The organism is Endobacter medicaginis, assembly GCF_014192375.1.
GTDB lineage: Bacteria > Pseudomonadota > Alphaproteobacteria > Acetobacterales > Acetobacteraceae > Endobacter > Endobacter medicaginis.
This window is the reverse complement of the sequence record NZ_JACHXV010000016.1, coordinates 13,578-35,747: the sequence shown is the minus strand read 5'-3', so window position 1 is coordinate 35,747 and position 22,170 is coordinate 13,578. Positions and strand designations below refer to the sequence as shown.

19 protein-coding genes are annotated in these 22,170 nt (G+C 72.6%); 7 read left to right on the top strand and 12 right to left on the bottom strand.

All coding sequences use genetic code 11. From position 1 onward, the window contains the following. Positions 1–258: 258 nt before the first annotated feature. The 4 genes from FHR90_RS14395 to FHR90_RS14380 form a co-directional block, all read right to left on the bottom strand. Positions 259–1,743: a hypothetical protein gene (locus tag FHR90_RS14395; RefSeq protein WP_183275454.1), complete on the bottom strand. Its 1,485-nt coding sequence runs from the start codon at positions 1,741–1,743 to the stop codon at positions 259–261. Positions 1,744–1,861: 118 nt separating this feature from the next. Then, a complete protein-coding gene (locus FHR90_RS14390) occupies positions 1,862–3,151 on the bottom strand; it encodes an MFS transporter (protein ID WP_176626315.1) in 1,290 nt (429 codons plus the stop codon). 61 nt (positions 3,152–3,212) lie between these two features. Beyond that, positions 3,213–4,511, bottom strand: coding sequence for a lytic transglycosylase domain-containing protein (locus FHR90_RS14385; protein ID WP_183275453.1), 1,299 nt, complete (start codon positions 4,509–4,511; stop codon positions 3,213–3,215). An 88-nt stretch (positions 4,512–4,599) separates the two neighbouring features. Continuing rightward, positions 4,600–5,730 carry a glycosyltransferase gene (locus FHR90_RS14380; protein ID WP_183275452.1) on the bottom strand — a complete coding sequence of 377 codons (1,131 nt, stop codon included), beginning with the start codon at positions 5,728–5,730 and terminating at the stop codon, positions 4,600–4,602. Between the two features lie 157 nt (positions 5,731–5,887). On the opposite strand from FHR90_RS14380, the gene FHR90_RS14375 reads away from it, so the two are divergent. Beyond that, on the top strand, positions 5,888–7,243 hold the full coding sequence (locus tag FHR90_RS14375; RefSeq protein ID WP_183275451.1) for an amino acid permease: 1,356 nt from the start codon (positions 5,888–5,890) through the stop codon (positions 7,241–7,243). A gap of 30 nt (positions 7,244–7,273) precedes the next feature. On the opposite strand, the gene FHR90_RS14370 is transcribed toward FHR90_RS14375, so the two are convergent. The 3 genes from FHR90_RS14370 to FHR90_RS14360 form a co-directional block, all read right to left on the bottom strand. Continuing rightward, complete coding sequence (locus tag FHR90_RS14370; RefSeq protein WP_183275450.1) at positions 7,274–8,974, bottom strand: heparinase II/III family protein; 1,701 nt, start codon at positions 8,972–8,974, stop codon at positions 7,274–7,276. Continuing rightward, positions 8,974–9,690: a ribulose-phosphate 3-epimerase gene (gene rpe / locus FHR90_RS14365; protein ID WP_183275449.1), complete on the bottom strand. Its 717-nt coding sequence runs from the start codon at positions 9,688–9,690 to the stop codon at positions 8,974–8,976. The genes FHR90_RS14370 and rpe overlap by 1 nt, the downstream gene beginning before the upstream one ends. 66 nt (positions 9,691–9,756) lie before the next feature. Further along, positions 9,757–11,091 carry an RsmB/NOP family class I SAM-dependent RNA methyltransferase gene (locus tag FHR90_RS14360; RefSeq protein WP_183275448.1) on the bottom strand — a complete coding sequence of 445 codons (1,335 nt, stop codon included), beginning with the start codon at positions 11,089–11,091 and terminating at the stop codon, positions 9,757–9,759. Positions 11,092–11,190: 99 nt separating this feature from the next. Between FHR90_RS14360 and FHR90_RS14355 the strand changes: the two genes are divergently transcribed. After that, positions 11,191–12,348 carry a hypothetical protein gene (locus FHR90_RS14355; protein ID WP_183275447.1) on the top strand — a complete coding sequence of 386 codons (1,158 nt, stop codon included), beginning with the start codon at positions 11,191–11,193 and terminating at the stop codon, positions 12,346–12,348. Then, the gene (locus FHR90_RS14350) at positions 12,345–13,706 is read left to right on the top strand and encodes a hypothetical protein (protein ID WP_183275446.1); all 1,362 of its coding nucleotides are present in this window, start codon (positions 12,345–12,347) and stop codon (positions 13,704–13,706) included. The genes FHR90_RS14355 and FHR90_RS14350 overlap by 4 nt, the downstream gene beginning before the upstream one ends. A gap of 25 nt (positions 13,707–13,731) precedes the next feature. Here FHR90_RS14350 and FHR90_RS14345 read toward each other — a convergent pair whose 3' ends face one another. Genes FHR90_RS14345 through FHR90_RS14330 form a run of 4 tightly spaced genes read right to left on the bottom strand, consistent with a single transcriptional unit; the run spans position 13,732 to position 17,492 of the window. Continuing rightward, the gene (locus tag FHR90_RS14345; RefSeq protein WP_176627251.1) at positions 13,732–14,259 is read right to left on the bottom strand and encodes a chromate transporter; all 528 of its coding nucleotides are present in this window, start codon (positions 14,257–14,259) and stop codon (positions 13,732–13,734) included. Next, complete coding sequence (locus FHR90_RS14340; RefSeq protein WP_221188288.1) at positions 14,259–14,807, bottom strand: chromate transporter; 549 nt, start codon at positions 14,805–14,807, stop codon at positions 14,259–14,261. The genes FHR90_RS14345 and FHR90_RS14340 overlap by 1 nt, the downstream gene beginning before the upstream one ends. After that, entirely contained in the window at positions 14,804–16,756 is a 1,953-nt protein-coding gene (locus FHR90_RS14335) for a potassium transporter Kup (RefSeq protein ID WP_176625730.1), read from the bottom strand. Before FHR90_RS14335 ends, FHR90_RS14340 begins: the two co-directional genes overlap by 4 nt. Continuing rightward, positions 16,749–17,492 (bottom strand): YggS family pyridoxal phosphate-dependent enzyme, encoded by a 744-nt coding sequence (locus tag FHR90_RS14330; RefSeq protein WP_183275445.1) that lies wholly within the window; start codon positions 17,490–17,492, stop codon positions 16,749–16,751. Before FHR90_RS14330 ends, FHR90_RS14335 begins: the two co-directional genes overlap by 8 nt. A 105-nt stretch (positions 17,493–17,597) precedes the next feature. Here FHR90_RS14330 and hemW point away from each other — a divergent pair, with 105 nt between their 5' ends. Next, positions 17,598–18,761, top strand: coding sequence for a radical SAM family heme chaperone HemW (gene hemW / locus FHR90_RS14325; protein WP_183275444.1), 1,164 nt, complete (start codon positions 17,598–17,600; stop codon positions 18,759–18,761). Between the two features lie 47 nt (positions 18,762–18,808). On the opposite strand, the gene FHR90_RS14320 is transcribed toward hemW, so the two are convergent. Continuing rightward, the gene (locus FHR90_RS14320; RefSeq protein ID WP_176626132.1) at positions 18,809–19,429 is read right to left on the bottom strand and encodes an acetate uptake transporter; all 621 of its coding nucleotides are present in this window, start codon (positions 19,427–19,429) and stop codon (positions 18,809–18,811) included. 187 nt (positions 19,430–19,616) lie between these two features. Here FHR90_RS14320 and modA point away from each other — a divergent pair, with 187 nt between their 5' ends. The 3 genes from modA to modC are packed head-to-tail and all read left to right on the top strand — an operon-like array spanning position 19,617 to position 22,166. Then, the gene (gene modA, locus FHR90_RS14315) at positions 19,617–20,390 is read left to right on the top strand and encodes a molybdate ABC transporter substrate-binding protein (protein ID WP_176626134.1); all 774 of its coding nucleotides are present in this window, start codon (positions 19,617–19,619) and stop codon (positions 20,388–20,390) included. Positions 20,391–20,403: 13 nt separating this feature from the next. After that, positions 20,404–21,084 carry an ABC transporter permease subunit gene (locus tag FHR90_RS14310; protein ID WP_183275443.1) on the top strand — a complete coding sequence of 227 codons (681 nt, stop codon included), beginning with the start codon at positions 20,404–20,406 and terminating at the stop codon, positions 21,082–21,084. Further along, a complete protein-coding gene (gene modC, locus FHR90_RS14305; protein WP_183275442.1) occupies positions 21,081–22,166 on the top strand; it encodes a molybdenum ABC transporter ATP-binding protein in 1,086 nt (361 codons plus the stop codon). The genes FHR90_RS14310 and modC overlap by 4 nt, the downstream gene beginning before the upstream one ends. Positions 22,167–22,170: the final 4 nt, after the last annotated feature.

Genomic DNA, 22,170 nt, shown 5'->3' with positions numbered 1-22,170 from the left:
TGCTCCCGCAGGATCGCGATGATCTGCTCTTCTGTGAACCGTGACTTCTTCATCCATCCGTCCCCCGTTGGGTCCGGACTCTAGCCATCCGTGGCAGAGTTTCAGGGGGTCACGTCACCGGTTCTGAAGCGTGGCGTTCGGCAGCAGGAACCGGAGCGACCGGTTCCTGCTGACCGGCTCCTGATACACGCGGGTCAAGCGGGCGTCTCCCAACGCGATCCCCTTACTCCACCACCGCCGTCCACCATCTTCCTTCGCTCACAGACGCGGCACCAGCGCACGTGCCAGTGCCGTGCCCAGCATCCCCTGGCAGGCATCGTTGAGATGCGCGCCATCCGCGGCGATGCAGTTCGCCGGCAGGCTCGGCGGGCGGTTCGCACTCGGCACATAGCCCGAGATGATCGCCTGCGCATCCAGCACCAGCCCGCCACGCGGCGACAGCAGTCGCGCGAAGGCGCCGCCCTGGGCGCGTTCGGCGCCGTACTGCGCGGCGGCGTCATAGCCGGCGAACGGGATCGGCGTGACCAGCACCGGCAGCCCCCCGTACGACAGCACCGTATCGGCCAGATCGAGCGCGCGCTGCTGCATGGCGATGCGCGCCGCATCCTGCGCGGCTGTGGCGGTGGCGGAAGCCGTCCCGCTGGCGGTGTTGCTCACCCCGGTCCAGTCATTGGGGCTGTCGATCGGCAGCGTCACCACCGCCGGGTGCAGAAGCGTCGCGGCGGTGCGGCAGTTGGCGGTGAAATCGGCACTCGACTGGCCCGGATAGCCATGCGCCACATAGCTTACCCCGATGCCGAGCTGGCGCGACAGCGCGACCGACGCCTGCAGGCCGAACCCGGCATAGCCCGACGCCGTGGAGAACCCGGCGGTGAGGCTGTCGCCGCAGCCCATGATCGTCACCACCCGGTCGGGCGAGAGGTAGCGTATGCCTGCGACATAGCTGAACGTGGTGCCGAGCGCGGCATTGGCGTCGGTCAGCACATTGGCCACCGCCGGCGTCGAGACGAGGTCGCCACCGCCGAAATACAGCGCCACATTCCGCCCGCCCGACGCGCTGGCATAGGCCGCGAGGCTGAGCAGCGGAGCCAGATCGGTGAGGTAGCTCGCCGTCCAGCTCGTGCCCGACGCCGGCGACAGCACGCGCGTGTAGAGCAGCGAGAACGCCCCGCCATCGCTGCGCGCGAGGCTCTGCAGCGGCAGCGGATCCGACAGCGTCAGGCTGGGCCGCGAAGCGGTGCCGGCCGCGAGCGTGATCGCCGACGCGCCGCCCAAGCTCACCGCCGTCCAGCCGACCGTGTTGCCGCTCGAATCGACCGGCGTGGTCTTCGAGGCGGCCGAGGCGCTCGGTGCGACCATCACCGCCGGCAGCGTCACCGCATTGCCGGGATTGGCGAAGATGAGCTGGATCGCCGTGAAACGCCCGTCGAGACTGAAATCCTCCCCCAGCGTGAGCTGCGTGCTCTGCGCGGGCGCGATCGCCTCGCCCCAGAACGGCATCACCGCCTGCCACAGCTGCTGGCGCAGCGGCGGCAGCGCCGAGGCGGCGGCCACCTGCGCCTGCGCGTTGAGCCCGGCGAGCCCGTTCGGCTGGCCGGCGACCTGCGATAGCGCACTGGCGATCGGTGCGCTCATCCCGGCCGCCAGCATGCTGTTGAGCTGGGCCGACGTCAGCCCATCGGCCAGCGCGCCGCCTGGCGGCCACCCGGCGGCGGCCATCACCGCCAGGGCTGCGCGCGTCATCATCCGCATCCTCGAAAGCATCGGCTGGCGCATCGGGCTCGGCATCTCCGTCGGGTGGCAGGTCTGGGCGCGGCATTATGCCCTGTCCCGACCCGCGCGAGGCCCGTCGACGATGCCGTCAGATCAGCCCGCGTCGCCGTGCGAGCGCGATCGCGCCCACCCCGGCGAGGGTGGCGATGGCGACGTGATGGGCGGGGGCCAGTGGCGTGCGCACGATCAGCGTCGAGACCACCAGCGGCGTCAGCCCGCCGAACAGCGCATAGGCGAGGTTGTAGGAGAAGGCGAGGCCGGTGAAGCGCACGGCGGGCGGAAACACCCGCACCATCAGCGCCGGCACCACCGCGACGATGCCCACGAACACCCCGGCCAGCACACAGAGCGGCAGCAGCGCGCCGGGGATGTCGGCGAACAGGTACAGCGCATAGACCGAGGCGATCAGCCCGGCCCCCTCGACCAGGGCGACGGCGAGGATGTCGAAGCGGTCGAGCGCGCGGCCGGTCAGCACCACCGAGACCGTCATCGCCACACAGGCCGCGACATTGGCGCGCAGCGTCAGCGGCGCGGACAGATGCCGATGCAGCTGGAGCAGCGCCGGCGTCATCAGGATCACCACCACGATCGCGCCGGTCAGCATCAGCGTCGCCGCCATCGACACCGCGACCCCGAAACGGTGCCGCGCGACCACCTCGCCGATCGGCAGCCGTTCGGCGCGCGACGCCTCCGCCTGCATGGCCAGGAACACCGGCGTCTCGCGCAGCCGCCGGCGCAGCGCCATCGCACACAGTCCGAACAGCCCGCCGAGCAGGAACGGGATGCGCCAGCCCCAGGCGGCGAGCTCCGCCGGGCTGCACATCGCATGCATCGCCATCGCCACCAGCGCGCCGAGCAGGATGCCGAAGGTCAGCCCCGCGGTCAGCAGCCCGCAGGCGAACCCCACCCGGCCGCGGGGCGCATGCTCGGCGACGAACACCCACGCGCCGGGCGCCTCGCCGCCGATCGCGGCTCCCTGCAGCATGCGCAGGCCCAGCAGGATCAGCGGCGCCGCATAGCCGATCCCGTAACGGTCGAACGCGGCGAAATCCGGCAGCAGCCCCGCGATCAGCGTCGGGATCGCCATCAGCAGCACCGACAGGGTGAACATCCGCTTGCGGCCGATCGTGTCGCCGAAATGCGCCATCAGCAGGCCGCCGAGCGGCCGCGCCAGATAGCCCGCGGCAAACAGGCCGAAATCCTTCACCCCGTCGAGCCAGCCCGGCAGTCCGGGCGGGAAGAACAGCCGTCCGATCAGCGGGGCGAAGAAGACGTAGATGATGAAGTCGTAGAATTCGAGCGCGCCGCCGAGCGAGGCGAGGGCGAAGGTGCGCAGGTCGCTGGGGCTGAGCGGTCGGGGGCGGTCGGGTTCGTTCATGGCCGCGTCGGGGTAGGAAATCCGCATCCCCGACGCAAGCACGCCGATGGCCGCGGTGCGCTCAGCCTCCGGGTGCGACCACCATGCAGGCAATGCGGTGGCTGGAGAGCTCCGCGCAGGCATCGCCGGCGGTCTGCCGCGCCAGCCCGGCGAGGCGGGCGCGATACAGCGTCCCCCGGCCGGGTGGAGTGGTGGCCTGAACGACGCTGCGCGCACCGCCGAGACGGCCATAATCGGCCTGCCGCGCGATCGAGGTCGCGGTGCGGGCCTGCGCGGGCGAGTCGAACGCGCCGACCTGGATGCCCCAGTCGCCATAGGCCGCGAGTTGAGCCGCATGGGCGGCGGCGAGCGTGACCTTCGGCCGGACGGCCGGCGGCGGCGGCCCATAGGGCGGAACGTCATAGGGGGGAGTGCCACCGCCCAGCACCGAGGCACCCCGATAGCCGGGCAGGGCGGCAGACGCATAGACCGGTGCCGGAGCGGGCATGGCGGCCGGCACGGGGGCCGGCGCGGGGCAGGGCGCATCGAAAGCGGCGTCCGGATTGCCCGGACAGCGCGGCGTGGCTTGGGCGACTTGCTGGCGGGCCGGCAGCATTGCCGGGTCGTCGGATGGCGCTGCCGCCACCTCCACCGGCGCCGGATTGGCCATCGATGCCGCCGGTGCGCAGGACGAGGACGGATCATAGGCCGCATCGACATCCTGCACGCAGGCATTGCCGCGTCGGCGCGAGGGCGCCCTGCGCGCCGGCGGGCTCGCCGCCGCATACATCGTCGCGCTGCCGCCCGACCCGCCGGGCGTGCCGCCGCCGAGATGCGGCGAGATCGCATTGACGTAATCCACCGTCTCGCGCGGCAGATCCCGATTGCCGGTCAGGTAGTCGTCGAGCCGTCCCGGGCCGGCATTGTAGGCGGCGAGGAACCCGGGCGAGCCATACTTGTCATAGAGCTGCCGGATATAGCCGGTCCCGGCGATGATGTTGTCGTGCGGATCGTAGGGGTCGCTGCCCAGCCCATAACGCTGCTGCAGCTCCGCATAGGTGGCCGGCATGAGCTGCATCAGCCCCATCGCACCGCTCGCCGACGTCGTCGGCCGACCGCCGATATACTGATGGCCGCCCGATTCCTGGTGCATCACCGCCCTGATCCAGGGATCGGGTACCGAGAAGCGGCTCGACGCCTCGCCGATATATGGCCCCCACGGATCGCTGGCCGGCCCTGGCGGGGTGTAGTCGCGCGACGCCCAGTGGCTGCTCGGCCCTCCGCAGGCGGCCAGCGCCATACACAGCACAACGGCCGGCAGGCAGCGGCCGAGGCCGACGCCGATGCGTCTCCGATGCGGGGCGATGCCGGTCCGAGCCATGGCCAGACGATGGGTCCGTTCAGGTGAACAGACAATTAATCAGTGCGTTGTCGCATGTCCTTGGCACGAAATCTCCGGCCGATGTGCCTCAACGGCCACATCTCGCCGCCGTCTGCTCCAGCAGTTCGGCGGTGCGGGTCAGGATCGCCGCCTCGTCGAACAGCGCCAGCGCGCGCGCCCGCCCGGCGGCCCCCATCGCGGCGCGCAGGTCCGCATCGGCGACGAGCCGGCCAAGGGCGCCCGCCAGGGCGTCGCGGTCGCCGGGCGGCACCAGCAGCCCGGTCAGGCCGTCGCACACCTGCTCGCGCGGGCCGGCGATATCGGTCGCCACCACCGGCAGCCCGCACAGCATCGCCTCGATCACCGACATCGGCAGGCCCTCGAACCGGCTCGGCAGGGTGAAGATGTCGGCCGCCGCCAGCACCCGCGCCACATCCGCCCGGTAGCCCAGCCGCCGCAGCCGCGGCCCGAGCCTGGCCTCGGCCCGGGCGAAGGCGGCATCGAGGCTGGCGCCGTGATCGCTGGCCAGCCGCTCGCCCACCACCCACAGCTCGGCACCCGGCACGGCCTCCATCGCCGGCAGCAGGTCGGGATACCCCTTGTGCGCGACCAGCCGGGAGACCACCACCACCACCACGGCCTCCGCCGGCACGCCCAGCTCGGCCCGGAGCGCCCGACGTGCCGACGGGTCGGGATGAAACAGCGCCGGATCGCGCCCGTTGCCGATCGCCACCGGATCGCGGTGGATGCGCCACCGCCGCGCATCGTCGGCCTCCTCGCGCGAGACGGTGAAATAACGGTCCGTCAGTCGGCCGCCGATCCATTCCACCATCAGCCCCAGCGCGCGCCGCGCCCACGGGCCCGGCTGGTTGAACAGGAAACCGTGACAGGTATAGGCCACCACTGGCACCCCGCCGAGACGCGCGGCCAGCCGGGCGACAAAGCCGCTGATCGGCATGTGGGCATGCACGATGTCGGGCCGTTCCCGGCGGATCAGCCGCAGCGTGGCGCGCAGCGCGCGCCACTGCGCGATCGGCGACAGGCTGCGCGCCATCGGCAGCACCTCGACGCGGAACCCTTCCTCGCGTGCCACCTCCAGCAGCGCGCCGTCCGCGCTCGCCCCCACCACCTCGTGGCCGCGCGCCCGCAGCGTGCGCATCAGCGGCAGCAGGAAGTGCCGCAGCGAGAAATCGACATTGGCGATCTCGAGAAGTTTCACGTGAAACAATCATCCCCGGCGGCATCGAATGACGCACCGAAGGTAGGCGCGGTGCTCCGCCCAGGCAAAACCGGCGCGCCCTCCCACTCCCCGGCCCATCGCCTGCCGCCCGCGCCCGTGCCACGCTGGCCCGTTCCCGCGGCCAGCCGAACCGGAGATGATGCAGACCGACCCGACCCCACCGTCCGCCGCCCCGGCGAGCCGCCTGCGCCACACCCTGACCCCCTCCCTGGTCGGGCTGATCGCCATCGGCGGGGTGATCGGCGCGGGACTGTTCATCGGCTCCGCGGCCAGCCTGCGCGCCGCCGGACCGATGGTGCTGCCGCTCTACGTCCTCGCCGGGCTGCTGATGATGGCGCAGATGCGGATGCTGGCGGAAATGGCGATCGCCGACCCGCAGGCCGGCTCGTTCATCGGCCAGACCCGCGCCGCCCTCGGCCTGCGCGCCGGCTTCGTCGCGGGCTGGGCCTACGTGCTGTTCTGGGGTGCGACCGCCGGCTCGGAGATCATCGCCGCCGGACCGCTGTTCGCACAACTCACCGGCGCACCGGACTGGTATGGCGCCGTCGGCGTACTGGTGCTCACCGGAGCCAACAATCTCGTCTCCGCCCGCGCCTATGCCCGCACCGAGGCGACCCTGTCGCTGGTCAAGCTCGCCGCCATCGCCGGCTTCGTGCTGATTGGCCTCGTCGCAGCCGCCACGGGCGCCCCGGGCGGGCCGCGTGCGGGGCGGCTCGCCGCGGAAGGCTGGGCGCCGGAGGGCTGGTTCGCCGCGCTCGCCATCCTGCCGATCCTGATCCAGACCCTCACCGGGTTCGAGATCGCCACCGTCGCGGCCGTCGAATCGATCGATCCGGTGCGCGCGGTCAGGGCCGCCTCGCGCTCGCTGGTGCTGCGCGTGGGACTGTTCCATGTCGTGGGTCTGGCGATGGTGCTGGCGATCGTGCCGCGCACGCAGATCGTCGTCGGACAGTCGCCCTTCGCCACCGCGCTCGCCCGGCTGCACATCGGCGCGGCGGCGCAGATCCTCACCGCGGTGGTGCTGGTGGCCGTCGCCTCCTGCCTCAACTCGGCCCTGTATGCCGCCTCGCGCGTGCTGTTCGAACTGGCCGGCACCGCCGATGCGCCCGCCGCCTTCGGCCGCCTCGACCGCTCCGGCGTGCCGGTGGGCGCCGTCGCCTGCGCGGTCGGGCTGGCGGTGGCGGTCGCGCTGCTCGGTCTGGTCTCGCCGCAGGCCGGCTACGTCATCGCCCTGTCGCTCGCGGCGACGCTGATCATCGTCACCTACATCCTCGCCGGCCTCGCCCAGATCCGCCGCCGCACCAGCGGCGGCAGGGTGGTGCCCGGCATGGCGATGTGGGGCTTCCCGCTGCTGTCGTGGCTCACCATCGCCGCCTTCGCCGCGGTCCTGCTCAGCCTGCTCGCCACCGCGTCGGGGCGTCTCGATCTCGGCCTCGGCGCGCTGGCGCTGCTGGTGTTGTGGCGTCTGTCCGGCCGCCATCGCACCACCTGAGCCTGGCGGGCCCTGTCGGCCGATCCCCGGTCAGTCGAGTCGGGTCAGCGCCCAGCGCACCGTCTGCGCGGCCGACGACGCCTCGGCGCCGGGCTGCGCCGTATCGGCGCCGATGTCCTGCGCGTCGTGCCCGTCTTCGCTGCGCGCCGCGGCGGTCTCCTCCGCGGGCAGACCCACCTGCACCACGATCTGCTGCGTCGGGACCGGCTTGTCGCCCCCGCAATAGACACTTTCCTCCAGCACCGGCGTGCCGCCATCGACACGCATCAGGAAACGCGCCGCGCCCGATCCGGGCAGCGTGATCACCACCGCATCCGGCTCGTCGTCGAGCCGCACACGGACCGAGGGATGCAGATGGAACCGCACCGCGAAGCGCCGCGGCGGCGCGCGTCCCCGGGCCCCTTCGAGACTGTCCTCGCCGATGATCTCGTCGCCATTGGCACCGACATAGAGCTTGCGCCGATGCCGCACGGCGAAATTCGGCTCGTAGCCGTCATGGCTCGCATCGAGCCACACCGCCTGGCCGCTTTCGTTGCGCTCGACGCTCACCGTCTTCGGCCGCCGGCCGATGCCGCCGCCGGGGCGCAGCTCGGTGGAATTGCGATCCTCGACGGTCAGCGTCGAATGCGCGGCGGTAGCGCGCAGCGCATCGCGCCAGGCGGGCGAGATCGCCGCCCCGCAATTGACGATCATCCGCTCGCGCCCGAACGACAGCTCGAACGACAGCGTGCCGGCATGCACCTCGCGGTCGAACCCCGGCGGTGCCGGCGGCCCGCAATCCATCAGCAGGGCGGCGCGCCCCGAACTGATGCGCTGGAAGCCGCCCTCCCTCATCTCGCTCGCCGCGACCCGCCCCCGCCCGGCCTGCTGCAGCACCAGATCCACCATCGCCGCACTCGACTCGCGCGTGCCGTTGAACAGCGCCAGCCCGCCATCGCCATGCCGCATGGCGCGCAGCACCGGCGCCATGCGGTCCAGACAGGCCGACAGCGCCAGCGGCGGCCCGATCTGGCTCGCCGCCAGTGCGATGCGGATCTCGATCAGCTCGCGCAGCACCGCGAGCTGCACCGCCGGGCTGCGCGCCGCATGACAGCCATCGGGCAGCACCTGCCGGTTGAGCTCGGGGGTGAGGTAGCGCATCGCGCGCGCCAGGAAGCCGGAATTCTCCGGCATCGCCACCCCGGCGACAATCAGCCCCTTCAGCGCCACCAGAGCACGCACGTCATGCATCGGCGTCGGCACGCTGGCGGCCAGCGTGCGCGCATCGGCCAGCAGCCGCCCCATCAGCCGCTGCCGGAATCCGTCATCGGCCGAGGCGGCAAAGAAATCGTAGTGCCCGAGCCAGGCGGCGAGCCGCGCGCCCACCACCTCGGCCGCGCGCGACAGCGGATCGGGCCGCGCCTGGGCGAGCCAGTCGCCCACCAGCGCGCGCGCGCGCAGCCGTGCCGCATCGGTACCCAGCGCGCGCAGGTCGCGCAGCCAGGCAAAGCCCAGCACCTGTGCCCGCGCCGCTTCCGGCACGCCCTGCGTGGCCCACTGCCCGGGTGCGACGGCCACCGCGACGCCATCGACCGTCAGGCTGCCGCGCATCAGCTGCGCCCCCTGCGCCGGATCGCCGGGCCAGGGGTCGCGGATCGGATGCGCGGGTGCATCCGGCACGCGGCCGATGCCGAACGCTGGCAGCCTGGCGAGCGAAAGTCGCGCGTCGCGGGTCCAGCGCCGGACCACCATCAGCGCATCGGGTCCGGCCGGCCGTCCTCGCCGGTCCCGCGCACCGTCGCCAGCGCCGCCCGCCGCAGCCCGTCGATCGCGCGGGCATAGTCGCCGGTGCCGAAGATCGCGCTGCCGGCGACATAGCGATCCGCCCCGGCCGCATGCGCCGGGCCGATCGTCTCGAGATCGATGCCGCCATCCATCTGCACGGCGATGTCGCGCCCGGTCGCATCCGCCATCTCACGCAGTCGTGTGATCTTGGGCAGGGTCGAGGTGATGAATTTCTGCCCGCCCCAGCCGGGATTGACCGTCATCACCAGGATCGCATCCACCAGATCCAGCACCTCGGCCACCGCCACCGCGGGCGTGGCCGGATTGATCGCCACCCCCGCGGTGCAGCCGAGGTCGCGGATCGCCTGCAAGGTGCGGTGCAGGTGCGGGCCCGCCTCGACATGCACATGGATCCGGTCCGCCCCGGCATCGGCGAAGGCCTTCAGATGCGCATCCACCGGTGCCACCATCAGATGCACGTCGAAGAACAGCTTCGTCTTCGGCCTCAGCGCCTTGATGAACTGCGCACCGAAGGTGATGTTGGGCACGAAATGCCCGTCCATCACGTCGAGATGCAGCAGGTCCGCCCCTGCGGCCTCGACGGCGGCGGCTTCTTCCGCCGCACGGCTGAAATCACCCGCCAGCAGGCTCGGGGCGATCAACGCGGAATGTTTCGGTATCATCGGGCAATCAGAGTCCGTTCCGTGCTCGAGCGCAAGCCGCCTGCGACCCGTTGTAGCGCCCAATCATTACTGTCTGGTCAACAGTGCGATGAAGAAGCCGTCCATGCCGCCGCGCTCGGCCCACAGACCCGGATCGGTGCGCAGCGCGCCGTGCTCGCTCATCGCCGCCTCCAGCCCGCCCAGCCCGAGCGCCGACAGCATCGCCGCATCGATGCGGGTCCGCGTCCACCGCCCGGTGGCGAGCGCGCGGGCGATCCTCGGCTCGCCCTCCTGCGGCTGCAGCGAACACACCGCATAGACCAGCCGCCCGCCCGGCCGCAGCATCTCGGCGGCGGCCTCCAGCAGCCGGTCCTGCGCCTCGACCAGCGCTGCGACGTCGCCCTCGCGCTTGATCCGCAGCGCATCCGGATGGCGCCTGATGGTTCCGGTCGCCGAACACGGCGCATCGAGCAGCACCGCATCGAGCGGGGCCTGCGGGCGCCATTGCACCGCATCCGCGCCGATCGTGACCACGCCATCGAAGCCGAGCCGGCCTAGATTGGCGCGCAGCCGCTCCAGCCGGCGCGGATCGCGCTCGATCGCCACCACCTCCGCGCCGGTCGCGGCGAGCTGCGCGGTCTTGCCGCCGGGGGCCGCGCACAGATCGGCGACGCGCTCGCCCGGCCGTACGTCCAGCAGCCGCGCCGCGATCGCCGCCGCCGCGTCCTGCACCCAGAACCGGCCCTCGGCAAAGCCGGGCAGGGCGGTCGGACGGGTGCCGGGCGGCAGCCGGATCGAGCCGGTCGGCAGCACCTCCGCCCCGTCCGGAAATCCATCCGGCAGCGCGCCCATCGCGTCCCTCTCCCGCGGCGTCAGGTCCAGCGGCGCCTCGCGCAGCTGCCCCTGCGCGATCGCGCGCACCCGCTCCGGCGCCTCGCTCGCCCATGAGCGCCACAGCCAGGCCGGAATGTCGAGGCGCACGGTGTCGAGCTCGGCCAGCAGCCCGGGCCCGTCGGCCGACAGCCGGCGCAGCACCGCGTTGACCAGCCCGGTGAACGGCGCCAGCCCGCGCCGGCGCGCCAGCGCGACCGAGGTGGTCACCGCCGCATGCGCCGGCGTGTCGAGCAGCAGCAGCTGCGCCGCCCCGATGCGCAGCACCAGCCGCACCCGCTCCGGCGGTGCGCGCGTCAGCAGCGGATCGAGCAGCGCATCGAGCGTTCCCAGATGCCGCAGCACGGTGGCGGCCAGCCGGTGCGCCGCCGCACGGTCGCGCGCCTCCTCCGCCCCCTCGGGGCCGAGTTCGAGCGTGCGCCTGCGTTCCAGCACGCCGACCAGCAGATCGAAGGCGAGGTCGCGGGTGGGATCACCCCCGCCCGCGCCGGGTCCGTTGCGCGGCGCACGGGGCGTTGACGGTTTGTTCATCACTGACAGGCAGTCTTGGTCATCGACGGGAGATGCCACGGGCGGGCCGGCACGGCCAGAGCCGGCATGCAGCCATCGTGCGGGAGGGAGGAAATCGGCATGTCGGTGGCGGAAGCCAGGAGCACGACGTCGCCCCAGGGGGCCGTGGCCCAGCATCGCGGCTTTGCCGTTCCCTTCATCGGCTCGCTGCTCGGCGGCACCCGCGTGCGCCTCGGCGCGCGCGGCACCGCGGAGTTTCTTCTGCCCAACCGGCACGGCACCCGCGGCTTCCTGCTCGAGAGCTGGCCGGCGCTGCGCGAGACCCACGGCCCCACCCTGCACGACCTCCGCCTGGTGCAGTATCTTGACCGGCTGCCCGTGCTCTCGCCCCCCGCCATCCAGGCAGCCTCCCATCTCGTGGCCATGGAGGGTTTCGCCGGTGCCGCGGCGTCCCGTCTCGCCCGCCGGCGCGAACGGCTCGAACGCAACCGCCTCGCCCGGCGGGTGACCCTGCTGCGACGTTTCGCCGCCGCCAGCGGCGAGACGCGCTGGGCGCAAAGCCCCTGCGCGTCGCCGCTCGGCTCGGCCGGCGCGATCGCCTGGGAGGCCGTCGGCATCGGCCGTGTCGCCGAACTCACCGGCCTCGGGCGGCCCGAGATCGCGCTCTGCCTCGACGATCTCTCCCGCGTTCTGCCCTCCGTCGGCGGCCCGGCCGCGGAGCGCTCGCGCCCGGCGCGGCTCATCGCGCTTCTCGACGAGTGCCGCGCCGAGTGGCACGAGGTGGGCCGGTCCGGCGGCACGGCCCCAACCGCGTCGCTGGGCCTGCGCCTCGCCGAACAGGCCGGGCGCGCGGTGCAGTCGGCGGGGCAGTTGCTGCACGGGCTTGAGGAGGCCTGCCGCGATGTCGCGGCCCTGCTGGAGATGTGGCAGCGCGACCGCACCGCACCGGCCGCACTCGCCCACCGGCTCGACCTCGCCCTCGATGGCTGGGAGCGTATCTGCCTGCTGTGGCGCGACGCGAACGCCGCCCATGCGGACGCGCCCTCCGAGGACCCCACGCGCGCCACCCTGCTGGCCGAGCTCGCCCGCATCGCCTGCCTGCTGCCGGCCCCCAGCCAGACCGATCTCGCCGCGCCCGACCACCACGACCCCAGGCCGATCCGCGTCGGGCCGGTCCGCGACGGCGCCAGCGTCACCCGGCTGCTGCGCAACGAGCGGATCCGCCTCGCCGAGCTCGAGCTCAACATGACCGACGAGACCGCCGGGGTGCCGCAATGAGCGCCGATCCGGGTAACGCCTCCGGCAAGGCAGGTCTGGCCGACGCGCTGGCGGCGGCCCCCGAGGACAAGGTCGTCAAGATCCTGTCGCTGGTGGACACGCTGCCCAACCGCAAGGTGGCCGACGCGATGATCGCACCGCTGCGCCCACGGCTCGCCGCCATGGCGCCGGTACGGGCGCTGACCACGCGTCGGCTGCTGTTCCTGCCGCTCGATGCCGTCATCGTGCCCACCCATTGCTGGGCGCCGGCGACCGGGCTGATCCCGCGCGGCATCCTCGCCCCGGTGTTCGAGCGCCTCGCCCCGCTGCTCGGCGAGGCCGGCCGGCGGGAAGCGGAGATCCGCGCCCTGCGCGCCGACGATGCCGCCGGCATCGACCGTCTCGGCCGGCCGCTATGGCAGGCGGCGGCGGCCCGTGTGCTCGGCCTCGATCCCGAGGGCGACTGGGCGGAGCTCGGCCTCGACCAGGGACAGCGCCAGGGCGTGCTGGCCAGCATGGAGCTGGTGTTCCGCTCGATCCCCGGCCTGCGCGCCCTCCCGGCCCTCGCCGCGGAGTCGCCGGAAGCGCTTCGCGAAGGCCTCGGCACGCTGCTCGCCGATGCGTCGTTCTGCGGTCTCGACGCCTGGACGCTGGTGCTCAACCTGCTGCTCGACCCATTCGCGGACATCCAGACGCCGCAGACGGGCGGCTTTGCCACCGCGGTGGTCGACATCGCCACCCAGACCGCCGCCGCTCGCCCCGAGCCGCGTATCCGCAAGCTGCTCGAGGCCGGCCTGGCGCGTGCGCTGGCCCGCACGGTGCAGATCGGCCGCTCGCTCGCCGACCAAGTGGAGGCGATGCCGCACAGCGACGGCGCGCGTCTCTGCCTGCGGCTGATGCGCTCGGCGACACTGCTCGGCGAGCTCGCGGCCGTATCGGGGGTGCCTGCGCAGGACCGTGACGACATGCGCGCGCTCCGGACCCGCATCATCGCGCTGCTCGCCCGGCGGCTCGAGGCGATCATGGACGCCGAGATCATGCACGGCATGCTCCAGTTCGTGGCCCCCCCCGATGTCGCGCGGCCGGTCAACCTGGTCGCGCTGGAGGCGCAGGCGACGACCGCGCGCAGCATCATCTCCTGGCTCGCCATCGCCGATCCGGCGGCAGCCGACGTCCGGTCCTGGCTCGACTCGGCGACGGCGCTGCTGGCCGCCACCGCCGACCACCCCGCCGCCTCGCCTCCGGCGCATGCGCTGGCGCCGCATCCGCCCGCTCCGGTGAGCCCGACGCTGGTGCGGTTCCTGCGGCTCGCCGAGCTGGTCTTCGGCACGCCACAGGCGCTGCGGCTCGCCGCGGCCGCCGGCTGGCACCCGGGCTGACATCCCCCCCGGGGGGCTCGCACGTTCAGCCTGCGCCGAGCGTCACGCCAGCCAGCGCACCAGCGCCGAGGATGACCAGCGGATGCAGCCGCCCTGTCAGGGCCGCCACCGTCGCGGCGGCACTGATCGCGCACAGGGTGACGGTGGTGGCCGCGCCCGTCGCGATGATCGCGGCACTCGCCATCACCATCCCGGTGGTCAGCGGCACCAGCCCGCGCTGCACGCTCGCCCGCCACGGACGGTGGCGCTGGCGCTCCCACAGATGCAGGGCAAGACCGGTCAGGATCGAGCTGGGCCCGAACTTCGCCACCGTGACCACGGCCAGACCGGCAAATCCCGCCACCTGCCAGCCGATCAGCGGCCCGACCAGCATGTTCGGCCCCGGCGCCGCCTGCGACAGCGCGAACAGCGCGCCGAACTGCTGCGCGCTCAGCCAGTGATGCACGTCGACCACCTGCCGCTGCATCTCCGGCAGGATGGTATTGCCGCCGCCGAACGAGACCAGCGACAGCCCCGCGAAGATCACCAGCAGCGACAACAGGGTCGCACCCATCACCGCGCCGCCGGTTTCGCGCGGCTTCGCCGTGCCGCCAGCATGCCGAGCGGTGCCGCCACCGCCATCACCGCCAGCAGCGGCCACCGCGCCCAGCCGACCGCCGCCACCACCCCCAGCGCGATCGCGCATGCGGCCGGATCACCGCGCAGCCGCCCCGCCATGCGCAGCGCCAGCGCGATCATCATCCCGCAGGCGGCCGCGGCGAGGCCGGCGAACAGATGCCGCAGATGCGGATCGTCGCCAAAGCGCGCATACAGCCCGCCCAACGCCACGATCACCGCCAGCGGCACCGCGATCAGCCCCGACAGGGCCGCGAACGCCCCGGCGATGCCGGCGAAGCGCAGCCCGACGGCCACCGAGAGATTGATGATGTTGCCCCCCGGCAGCACCTGGCACAGGCCGAGCAGGTCGGTGAACGCCGCCTCGTTCAGCCAACCGAGCCGGTCGACCAGCGCACGGCGGGCCAGCGGCAGCACGCCGCCGAACCCCATCATGCCGATGCCCAGGAAGCCGCGAAACAGCGCCAGCGGGCCGGGCGTGGTCACACCGCGACCCGCACGCCGAGTTCGACGACGCGATCGGACGGGATGCGGAAGAACTCCGTCGCCGGCACCGCATTGCGCGCCATCAGCAGGAAGATCGACAGCCGCCACAGCGGCATCTTCGGCACCGAGGCCCGCACCAGCACCTCGCGGTTGAGGAAATAGCTCGCCTGCATGCCGTCGAAGGCGATGCCATGCGCCCGCGTCAGCTCCAGCGAGCGCGGCAGGTTCGGGCTCTCCATGAACCCGTAGCGCAGCACCACCCGGTGGATGCCGGGCGCAAGCTCCTCGACGCTGACCCGCTCGTCGGGCGCGGCCTCGGGGCTGTCGATATTGACGATGGTCACGAACAGCACCCGCTCGTGCAGCACCTTGTTGTGCTTGAGATTGTGCAGCAGCGAGGCCGGCACGTAGTCGGGCGTGGCGGTCAGGAACACCGCCATGCCCGGCACCCGGATGATGCGCGACTGCGGCAGCCGGGCCAGGAAGCTGTCGAGCGGCAGGCTGTCGCGCTTCCAGCGCCGCAGCATCAGCGCGCGGCCGCGTTTCCAGGTGGTCATCAGCACCGCCAACACGATCGCCAGCATCAGCGGCACCCACCCGCCCTGCGGCAGCTTGAGCGCATTGGCCGCGAAGAACACCGCGTCGATGACGAAGAAGAACCCGAACACCGCCACCGACGCCCACCACGACCAGCCGAACAGACGCGGGAACACCACCATCGCCAGCGCGCAGGTGCACATGAAGGTGCCGGTCACCGCGATGCCATAGGCCGCCCCCAGCGCATCGGAGCTGCGGAACGCCAGCATCAGGATCACCACGCCCACCGCCAGCGCGCGGTTGACCTGCGGCACATAGATCTGCCCCTCGTCGGTCGACGAGGTGTGATTGACCTTCATCCGCGGCAGGTAGCCGAGCTGCATCATCTGCCGGGTGACGGAATAGGCCCCCGAGATGCCGGCCTGGCTGGCGATGATCGAGGCCAGCGTCGAGATCACCACCAGCGGGATGCGCAGCCAGGGCGGCCCGAGCAGGAAGAACGGGTTGGCGATCGCCGACGGATGCGCGATCAGCAGCGCCCCCTGGCCGAAATAGTTCAGCACCAGCGCCGGCAGCACGAAGCCCAGCCAGGCGAGCTGGATCGGCTTGCGGCCGAAATGCCCCATATCCGCATACAGCGCCTCCGCCCCCGTCACCGACAGCACCACCGCGCCGAGCGCGACGAAGGCCAGCCAGCCATGATGGGCGATGAACAGCACCGCATGGATCGGCGACAGGGCCAGCAGCACGCCCGGGTACTGCACGATCTCGATCACGCCGAGGATGGCGATGGTGGCGAACCAGATCACCATCACCGGCCCGAAGATGCGGCTGACGGTGCGGGTGCCGCGATATTGCAGGCTGAACAGCAGCACGATGATGATCAGCGACAGCGGCAGCACCACCTCGGAGGCGCGCGGGATCGACACCTCCAGCCCCTCGATCGCCGACAGCACCGAGATCGCCGGCGTGATCACCCCGTCGCCGAAGAACAGGCACGCCCCGAAAATGCCCACCATGCCCAGCACCGCCGCCGCCCGGCTGCCGGGGGTCAGGCGCTGGGCGAGCGCCATCAGCGCCAGCACGCCGCCCTCGCCGCCATTGTCGGCGCGCAGCACCAGCAGCACGTATTTCAGCGTGACGATCAGGATCAGCGACCAGAACACCAGCGACAGGATGCCCAGCACCTCGCCCGCGCCCACCTGCCGCTCGTTGACGATGGTGACGGTGGTCTTCAGCGCATAGAGCGGCGAGGTGCCGATATCGCCATAGACGATGCCCAGCACGCCGAGCACCCCGGCCAGCGTCGCCGGCCGGTCGGCGCGGCCATGGCCGGAACTGCCGTGCTGTTCGATCGCATGCCCGTCCGGTTCGGCGGCCGGCAGCGGTTGCGGGGTGGAGGCATCACTCATCGGCGCCTGCTTTAGCGGCGAGCGTCGCAGGTGCAAACCCCGCCGGCCGGTGGCCGAAGATCGCGCTGCCCACCCGCACCGAGCTCGCCCCGCAGCCGATCGCCGCCTCGAAATCGCCCGACATGCCCATCGACAGCTCCGCCAGCCCCGCCACGCGCGCCATCCGGGCGAGGGCGGTGAAATACGGCACCGGATCGCGCCCTTCCGGCGGAATGCACATCAGCCCGCGCAAGGCATCGCCGAACCGCGCCTGGCAGTCGGCGATGAACCGCGGCGCCTCGTCGGTGCCCACCCCTGATTTCTGCGCCTCGTCGCCGATATTGACCTGCACCAGCAGCGCCGGCAGCCGCCCTTCCGCCTGCGCCGCCCGCGCGATCGCGTCTGCCAGCGCCGGCCGGTCGAGGCTCTCGATGACATCGGCGATCGCCACCGCCGCGCGCGCCTTGTTGGTCTGCAACCCGCCGATCAGATGCAGCCGCAGCTCCGGCCAGGCCGCGCGCAGGGCGGGAAACTTGGCCTGCGCCTCCTGCACCCGGTTCTCGCCGAAATGCCGCTGCCCGGCCCTCAGCGCCGCCTCGACCGCCGCGCGGGAATGAAATTTCGACACCGCCACCAGTGCCACCGACCCCGCCGGCCGCCCGCACGCCGCCTCCGCCGCCGCGATTCGCGCGCGGATCGCCGCCAGACCGGCCTGAACGGATGCGCTGGGCTCTGGATCGGACGCGGAAGGCGGCATGTCTCGCTCTGCGGGGTGCGGTTGCCGACATCAGCATGGCCGCTCCATGCGCGCCAGCCCGCGCCTTGCGCGCACGGGGCGGCAAACCGATGTAAGACGCCGCCCATGCTCCCGCTCGCGCTCTACATCCACTGGCCCTTCTGCCTCGCCAAGTGCCCGTACTGCGACTTCAACAGCCATGTCCGCGACACCCTGCCGCAGGCCCGCTTCGCCGCCGCGCTGCGCGCCGAGCTCGCCTTCGAGGCAGAGCGCCTCGGCCGTCGTCGCCTCGGCTCGATCTTCTTCGGCGGCGGCACGCCCAGCCTGATGGCGCCCGCCACCGTCGCCGCCCTGATCGACGATGCCCGCACCCTGTTCGACCCCGCCGACGATCTGGAGATCACGCTCGAGGCCAACCCGACCTCGATCGAGGCCGGCCGCTTCGCCGAATTCCGCGCCGCCGGCGTGGGCCGCGTGTCGATCGGCATCCAGAGCCTCGATGACGACGCCCTGCGCCTGCTCGGCCGCCAGCATTCCGCCGCCCAGGCGATCGCCGCGCTGGAACTGGCGCGCGGCCTGTTTCCCCGTCTGTCCTTCGACCTGATCTATGCCCGTCCCGGCCAGACGCTGCCCGCCTGGCGTGCGGAGCTCGACCGCGCGCTCGGTCTCGCCGCCGATCACCTGTCGCTGTACCAGCTCACCATCGAGCCCGGCACCCGCTTCGAGGCGCTGCACCGTCAGGGCGCGATCGTGCTGCCCGACCCAGACGATGCCGCCGCGCTCTATGTCGAGACCGCCACCACCGCCGCGCGGCACGGCCTGCTCGGCTACGAGGTGTCGAACTACGCCCGCCCCGGCAGCGAGAGCCGCCACAACCTCGCCTACTGGCGCTATGGCGACTATGCCGGCATCGGCCCCGGCGCGCATGGCCGCCTCAGCCTCGACGGCGCGCTGCTCGCCACCCGCCGCCACCGCGCGCCCGAACTCTGGGCCGAACGCGTCGAGCGCTGCGGCCACGGCAGCACCGCCGAGACCCCGATCGCACCGGCCGAGCGCGCGCGCGAGATGCTGCTGATGGGCCTGCGCCTGGGCGAGGGGATCGCGGCCACCGCCTTCGAGCGCCGCACCGGCCTGCCCCTCGACGCCGCCCTCGACCCCTCGATGGTCGCCGCCTGCATCGAGGAGGACTACCTGCGCTGGTCCGACGACCCGGCGCGCGGCCGGGTGCTGTCGGCGACAGGGGAGGGTCGTCTGCGCCTGGAGGCACTGCTGGCGGCGATCGCCGTCTGAAAGACCGGTGCCGGATTTTCAGACAGGCTCTGACCGCCCGCCACAATTCAGGCCGCCGCGAAGCGCCCTGTCACAGCCGCCACCGGGGCCGGTGCACTGACCCGCCCCATCGGCAGCACCTCGTGGCCGCGCACCGCCTCGAGGATCTCGGCGGCCGCGAGATAGAAGGCGGCGAGCGCGGTGGCGAGGCCGAAATACCCGCCCGCGACCTTGAACGTCGCCGTGCCGGTAAAGTCCGCCGCCGCCAGCAGGAAGAACGTCACCCACAGCAGCCCGAAGATCGTGCTGACCGCCCGCCCGATGGCCAGCGACCCCACCCACATCATCAGCGTGAACACCCCCCACAGCGTGAGGTACCACGCCACGAACGACGCCGGCGCGGTGCCGTGCGCGCCCTGGAAGAACGTCACGAACAGCGCGAACGACAGCCAGAAACTGCCATAGCTGCAGAAGGCGACGAAGCCGAAGGTGTTGTTGCGCGGCAGCTCGCACACCCCGGCGACGAACTGCGCGGCGCCGCCGAAGGCGAACGCCATCGCCAGCACCATCGACACCGCGCCGGCGGCAAACCAGCCGGCATTGACCATGCTGAGCAGCCAGGTGGTCAGGGCGAAGCCGAGCAGCCCGAGCGGCGCGGGGTTGGCCAGAGGCCGATAGGTCGGATTCATGGAGATTCTCCGGACGTGTTCTGTCTTCCCTGACGGTGGCGTGGTGCTCCTTGTCGTGGCCCCGCGTTCCCCCGTCGCCTCCGACTGTGGCGCAATGATTGCCTTTCAGCAACAACGCGATGTGGTTTGACCGCGCCGCAGCGCTCTTGCAGTCTCCACACCCCCCGATCGAGGATCCCAAGCGGTGATGAAACGACTGGTTCACGCGGCCATGCTGGCCATGGTCGGGCTGCTCGCCGCCGTCCCCGGTGCGCGTGCGCAGACCGTGCTGGCCGCCGCCAGCCTCACCGACGCGCTCAACCGGCTCGGCCATGACTGGGTCGCCCAGGGCCATCCCGCGCCCACCCTGGTCTATGGCTCCTCCGGCGCGCTGGCGCGCCAGATCGCGCAGGGCGCACCGGCCGACATCTTCATCTCGGCAGACGTCAAATGGGCCGACAGCCTCGACCATGACAACCACCTCGTCCCCGGCAGCCGCACGGCCCCGCTCGGCAATGCACTCGTGCTGATCGCGTCCGGCGCGGCCACCACCCAGCTCCAGCCCGACATCACCGCCGAGACGCCGATCGCGCAGATGCTGGGCAGCGGCCGCCTCGCCATCGGCCAGCCGCAGGGCGTGCCGGCCGGCATCTATGCGAAACAGGCGCTGACCGCGCTGCACCAGTGGGATTCGCTCGCCGACCACCTCGCCCCGGCGGCCGACGTGCGCTCGGTGCTGCGCGAGGTCTCGACGAAGGAGGCCCCGCTCGGCATCGTCTACGCCACCGACGCGAAAGCCGCGAAGGACGTGCGTGTGGTCGGCACCTTCCCCGAAGCCTCGCACGACCCGATCATCTACCCCTTTGCCCTCGTCCGCCACGACGGCACCGATCCCGCCGCCGCCCGCGCCCTGCTCGCCTTCCTCACCGGCCCGCATGCCAGGGACGTCTATCGCAGCTACGGCTTCACCATCCTGAACTGACGCCCGCGCCGCGATGGACACACCGCTCGCCTCGGTGGTGTGGCTGACGCTGCAGGTCGCGGCCGGCGGTGTCGCGCTGGCGCTGCCGTTCGCCCTGGCCTGCGCGATCTGCCTGTCCGGACCGCGTCGCGTGTGGCGGGTCGGGCTCGATGCGCTGGTGCACCTGCCGCTGGTGCTGCCGCCGGTGGTGGTCGGCTGGGGGCTGCTGGTGGTGTTCGGCACGCATGGCCCGCTTGGCGCCCCGCTCGCCCGGATCGGCCTGCCCCTGGTGTTCACCCGCGCCGGCGCCATCCTCGCCACAGCGGTGATGATCCTGCCGCTCATCACCCGCGCCATCCGCCTCTCGCTCGACGGTCTCGATCCCGGCCTGCTCGCCGCCGCCCGCACGCTCGGCGCCGCCCCGCTCGACGCCTGGTTCTGCGTCGTGCTGCCGCTCGCCAGCCCCGGCATCCTCGCGGGTGCGGTGATCGGATTCGCGGCCGCGCTCGGCGAGTTCGGCGCGGTCATCACCTTCGCCGCCAACATCCCCGGCCAGACCCAGACCCTGCCGCTGGCCATCTACACCGCGCTCCAGGACCCCGAGGGCGACGCCGTGGCCGCCCGTCTCGCCCTGGTCGCGGCGGCGCTCGCGGTCGGTCTGCTGCTGGTCGCCGGCCGGCTGGAGAGCTGGCTGCGCCGGCGGGTGAACGGATGAGCCTCGATCTCGCGCTCTCGCACCGGCGCGGCGGCTTCACCCTCGAGGCCACCGTCACCGCCCCGCCCGGCGTGACCGCCCTGTTCGGCCCCTCCGGCTCGGGCAAGTCCACCATCCTCGCCGCGGTCGCCGGCCTGCTGCGCCCCGATCGCGGCCGCGTGGTGGCGTCGGGCCGCGTCCTGCTCGACACCGCGCGTGGCATCGACCTGCCGCCCGAACACCGGCGCTGCGGCGTGGTGTTCCAGGACTCGCGGCTGTTCGCCCATCTCGACGTGCGCGCCAATCTCCGCTTCGGCCTGCGCCGCGCCGCGCGCCGCGGCCGCGCCGGCGGTCCCGGCCTCGACGAGATCGTCGCCCTGCTCGGCCTGGGCGCGCTGCTCGACCGCCGCCCCGCCGGCCTGTCGGGCGGCGAGCGCGCGCGCGTGGCGATCGGCCGCGCGCTGCTGTCGCGCCCCGCCTTGCTGCTGATGGACGAGCCGCTCGCCGCCCTCGACGCCCCCCGCCGCGCCGACATCCTCGACTACCTGCACCGCCTGCGCGGACTGACCGGCGGCCTGTCGATGCTCTACGTCACCCACGCGCTCGACGAGGTGGACCGGCTGGCCGACACGCTGGTGCTGCTCGATGCCGGCCGCGTGCGCGCCTGCGGCCCGGTGTTCGAGCTGATGGCCCGCCCCGACCTCGCCGAGGCGTTCGGCGCCGAACGGGCCGGCGCGCTGGTCGCCGCCCGCATCGCGGCCCACCACCCCGAACGCGGCCTGAGCGAACTCGCCTTCGACGGCGGGTCGCTGTGGCTGCCGCTGCTGTCCGCGGCCCCGGGCAGCGCGCTGCGGGTGCGCATCCGCGCCCGCGACATCGCGCTGGCCACCGAGCGGCCGGCGGGCCTGAGCAGCCACAACCTGCTGCCGGCCCGCATCACCGCCCTCGCACCCGCCGGGCCGCACGAATGCCTCGTCGTGCTCGCGTGTGGCGCCACCCCCCTGCTCGCGCTGCTCACCCGCGACGCCGTCACCCGGCTCGGCCTCGACATCGGCCGCCCGGTCTGGGCGGTGGTCAAGTCGGTGACGCTGACCGGCCCATGATCCC

Coding starts and splice junctions, on each gene's coding strand:
- FHR90_RS14395 (WP_183275454.1), bottom strand. CDS start 1,743: ATGACGCGCGCAGCCCTGGCGGTGATGGCCGCCGCCGGGTGGCCGCCA.
- FHR90_RS14390 (WP_176626315.1), bottom strand. CDS start 3,151: ATGAACGAACCCGACCGCCCCCGACCGCTCAGCCCCAGCGACCTGCGC.
- FHR90_RS14385 (WP_183275453.1), bottom strand. CDS start 4,511: ATGGCTCGGACCGGCATCGCCCCGCATCGGAGACGCATCGGCGTCGGC.
- FHR90_RS14375 (WP_183275451.1), top strand. CDS start 5,888: ATGATGCAGACCGACCCGACCCCACCGTCCGCCGCCCCGGCGAGCCGC.
- FHR90_RS14370 (WP_183275450.1), bottom strand. CDS start 8,974: ATGGTGGTCCGGCGCTGGACCCGCGACGCGCGACTTTCGCTCGCCAGG.
- rpe (WP_183275449.1), bottom strand. CDS start 9,690: ATGATACCGAAACATTCCGCGTTGATCGCCCCGAGCCTGCTGGCGGGT.
- FHR90_RS14360 (WP_183275448.1), bottom strand. CDS start 11,091: ATGAACAAACCGTCAACGCCCCGTGCGCCGCGCAACGGACCCGGCGCG.
- FHR90_RS14355 (WP_183275447.1), top strand. CDS start 11,191: ATGTCGGTGGCGGAAGCCAGGAGCACGACGTCGCCCCAGGGGGCCGTG.
- FHR90_RS14350 (WP_183275446.1), top strand. CDS start 12,345: ATGAGCGCCGATCCGGGTAACGCCTCCGGCAAGGCAGGTCTGGCCGAC.
- FHR90_RS14345 (WP_176627251.1), bottom strand. CDS start 14,259: ATGGGTGCGACCCTGTTGTCGCTGCTGGTGATCTTCGCGGGGCTGTCG.
- FHR90_RS14335 (WP_176625730.1), bottom strand. CDS start 16,756: ATGAGTGATGCCTCCACCCCGCAACCGCTGCCGGCCGCCGAACCGGAC.
- FHR90_RS14330 (WP_183275445.1), bottom strand. CDS start 17,492: ATGCCGCCTTCCGCGTCCGATCCAGAGCCCAGCGCATCCGTTCAGGCC.
- hemW (WP_183275444.1), top strand. CDS start 17,598: ATGCTCCCGCTCGCGCTCTACATCCACTGGCCCTTCTGCCTCGCCAAG.
- FHR90_RS14320 (WP_176626132.1), bottom strand. CDS start 19,429: ATGAATCCGACCTATCGGCCTCTGGCCAACCCCGCGCCGCTCGGGCTG.
- modA (WP_176626134.1), top strand. CDS start 19,617: ATGAAACGACTGGTTCACGCGGCCATGCTGGCCATGGTCGGGCTGCTC.
- FHR90_RS14310 (WP_183275443.1), top strand. CDS start 20,404: ATGGACACACCGCTCGCCTCGGTGGTGTGGCTGACGCTGCAGGTCGCG.
- modC (WP_183275442.1), top strand. CDS start 21,081: ATGAGCCTCGATCTCGCGCTCTCGCACCGGCGCGGCGGCTTCACCCTC.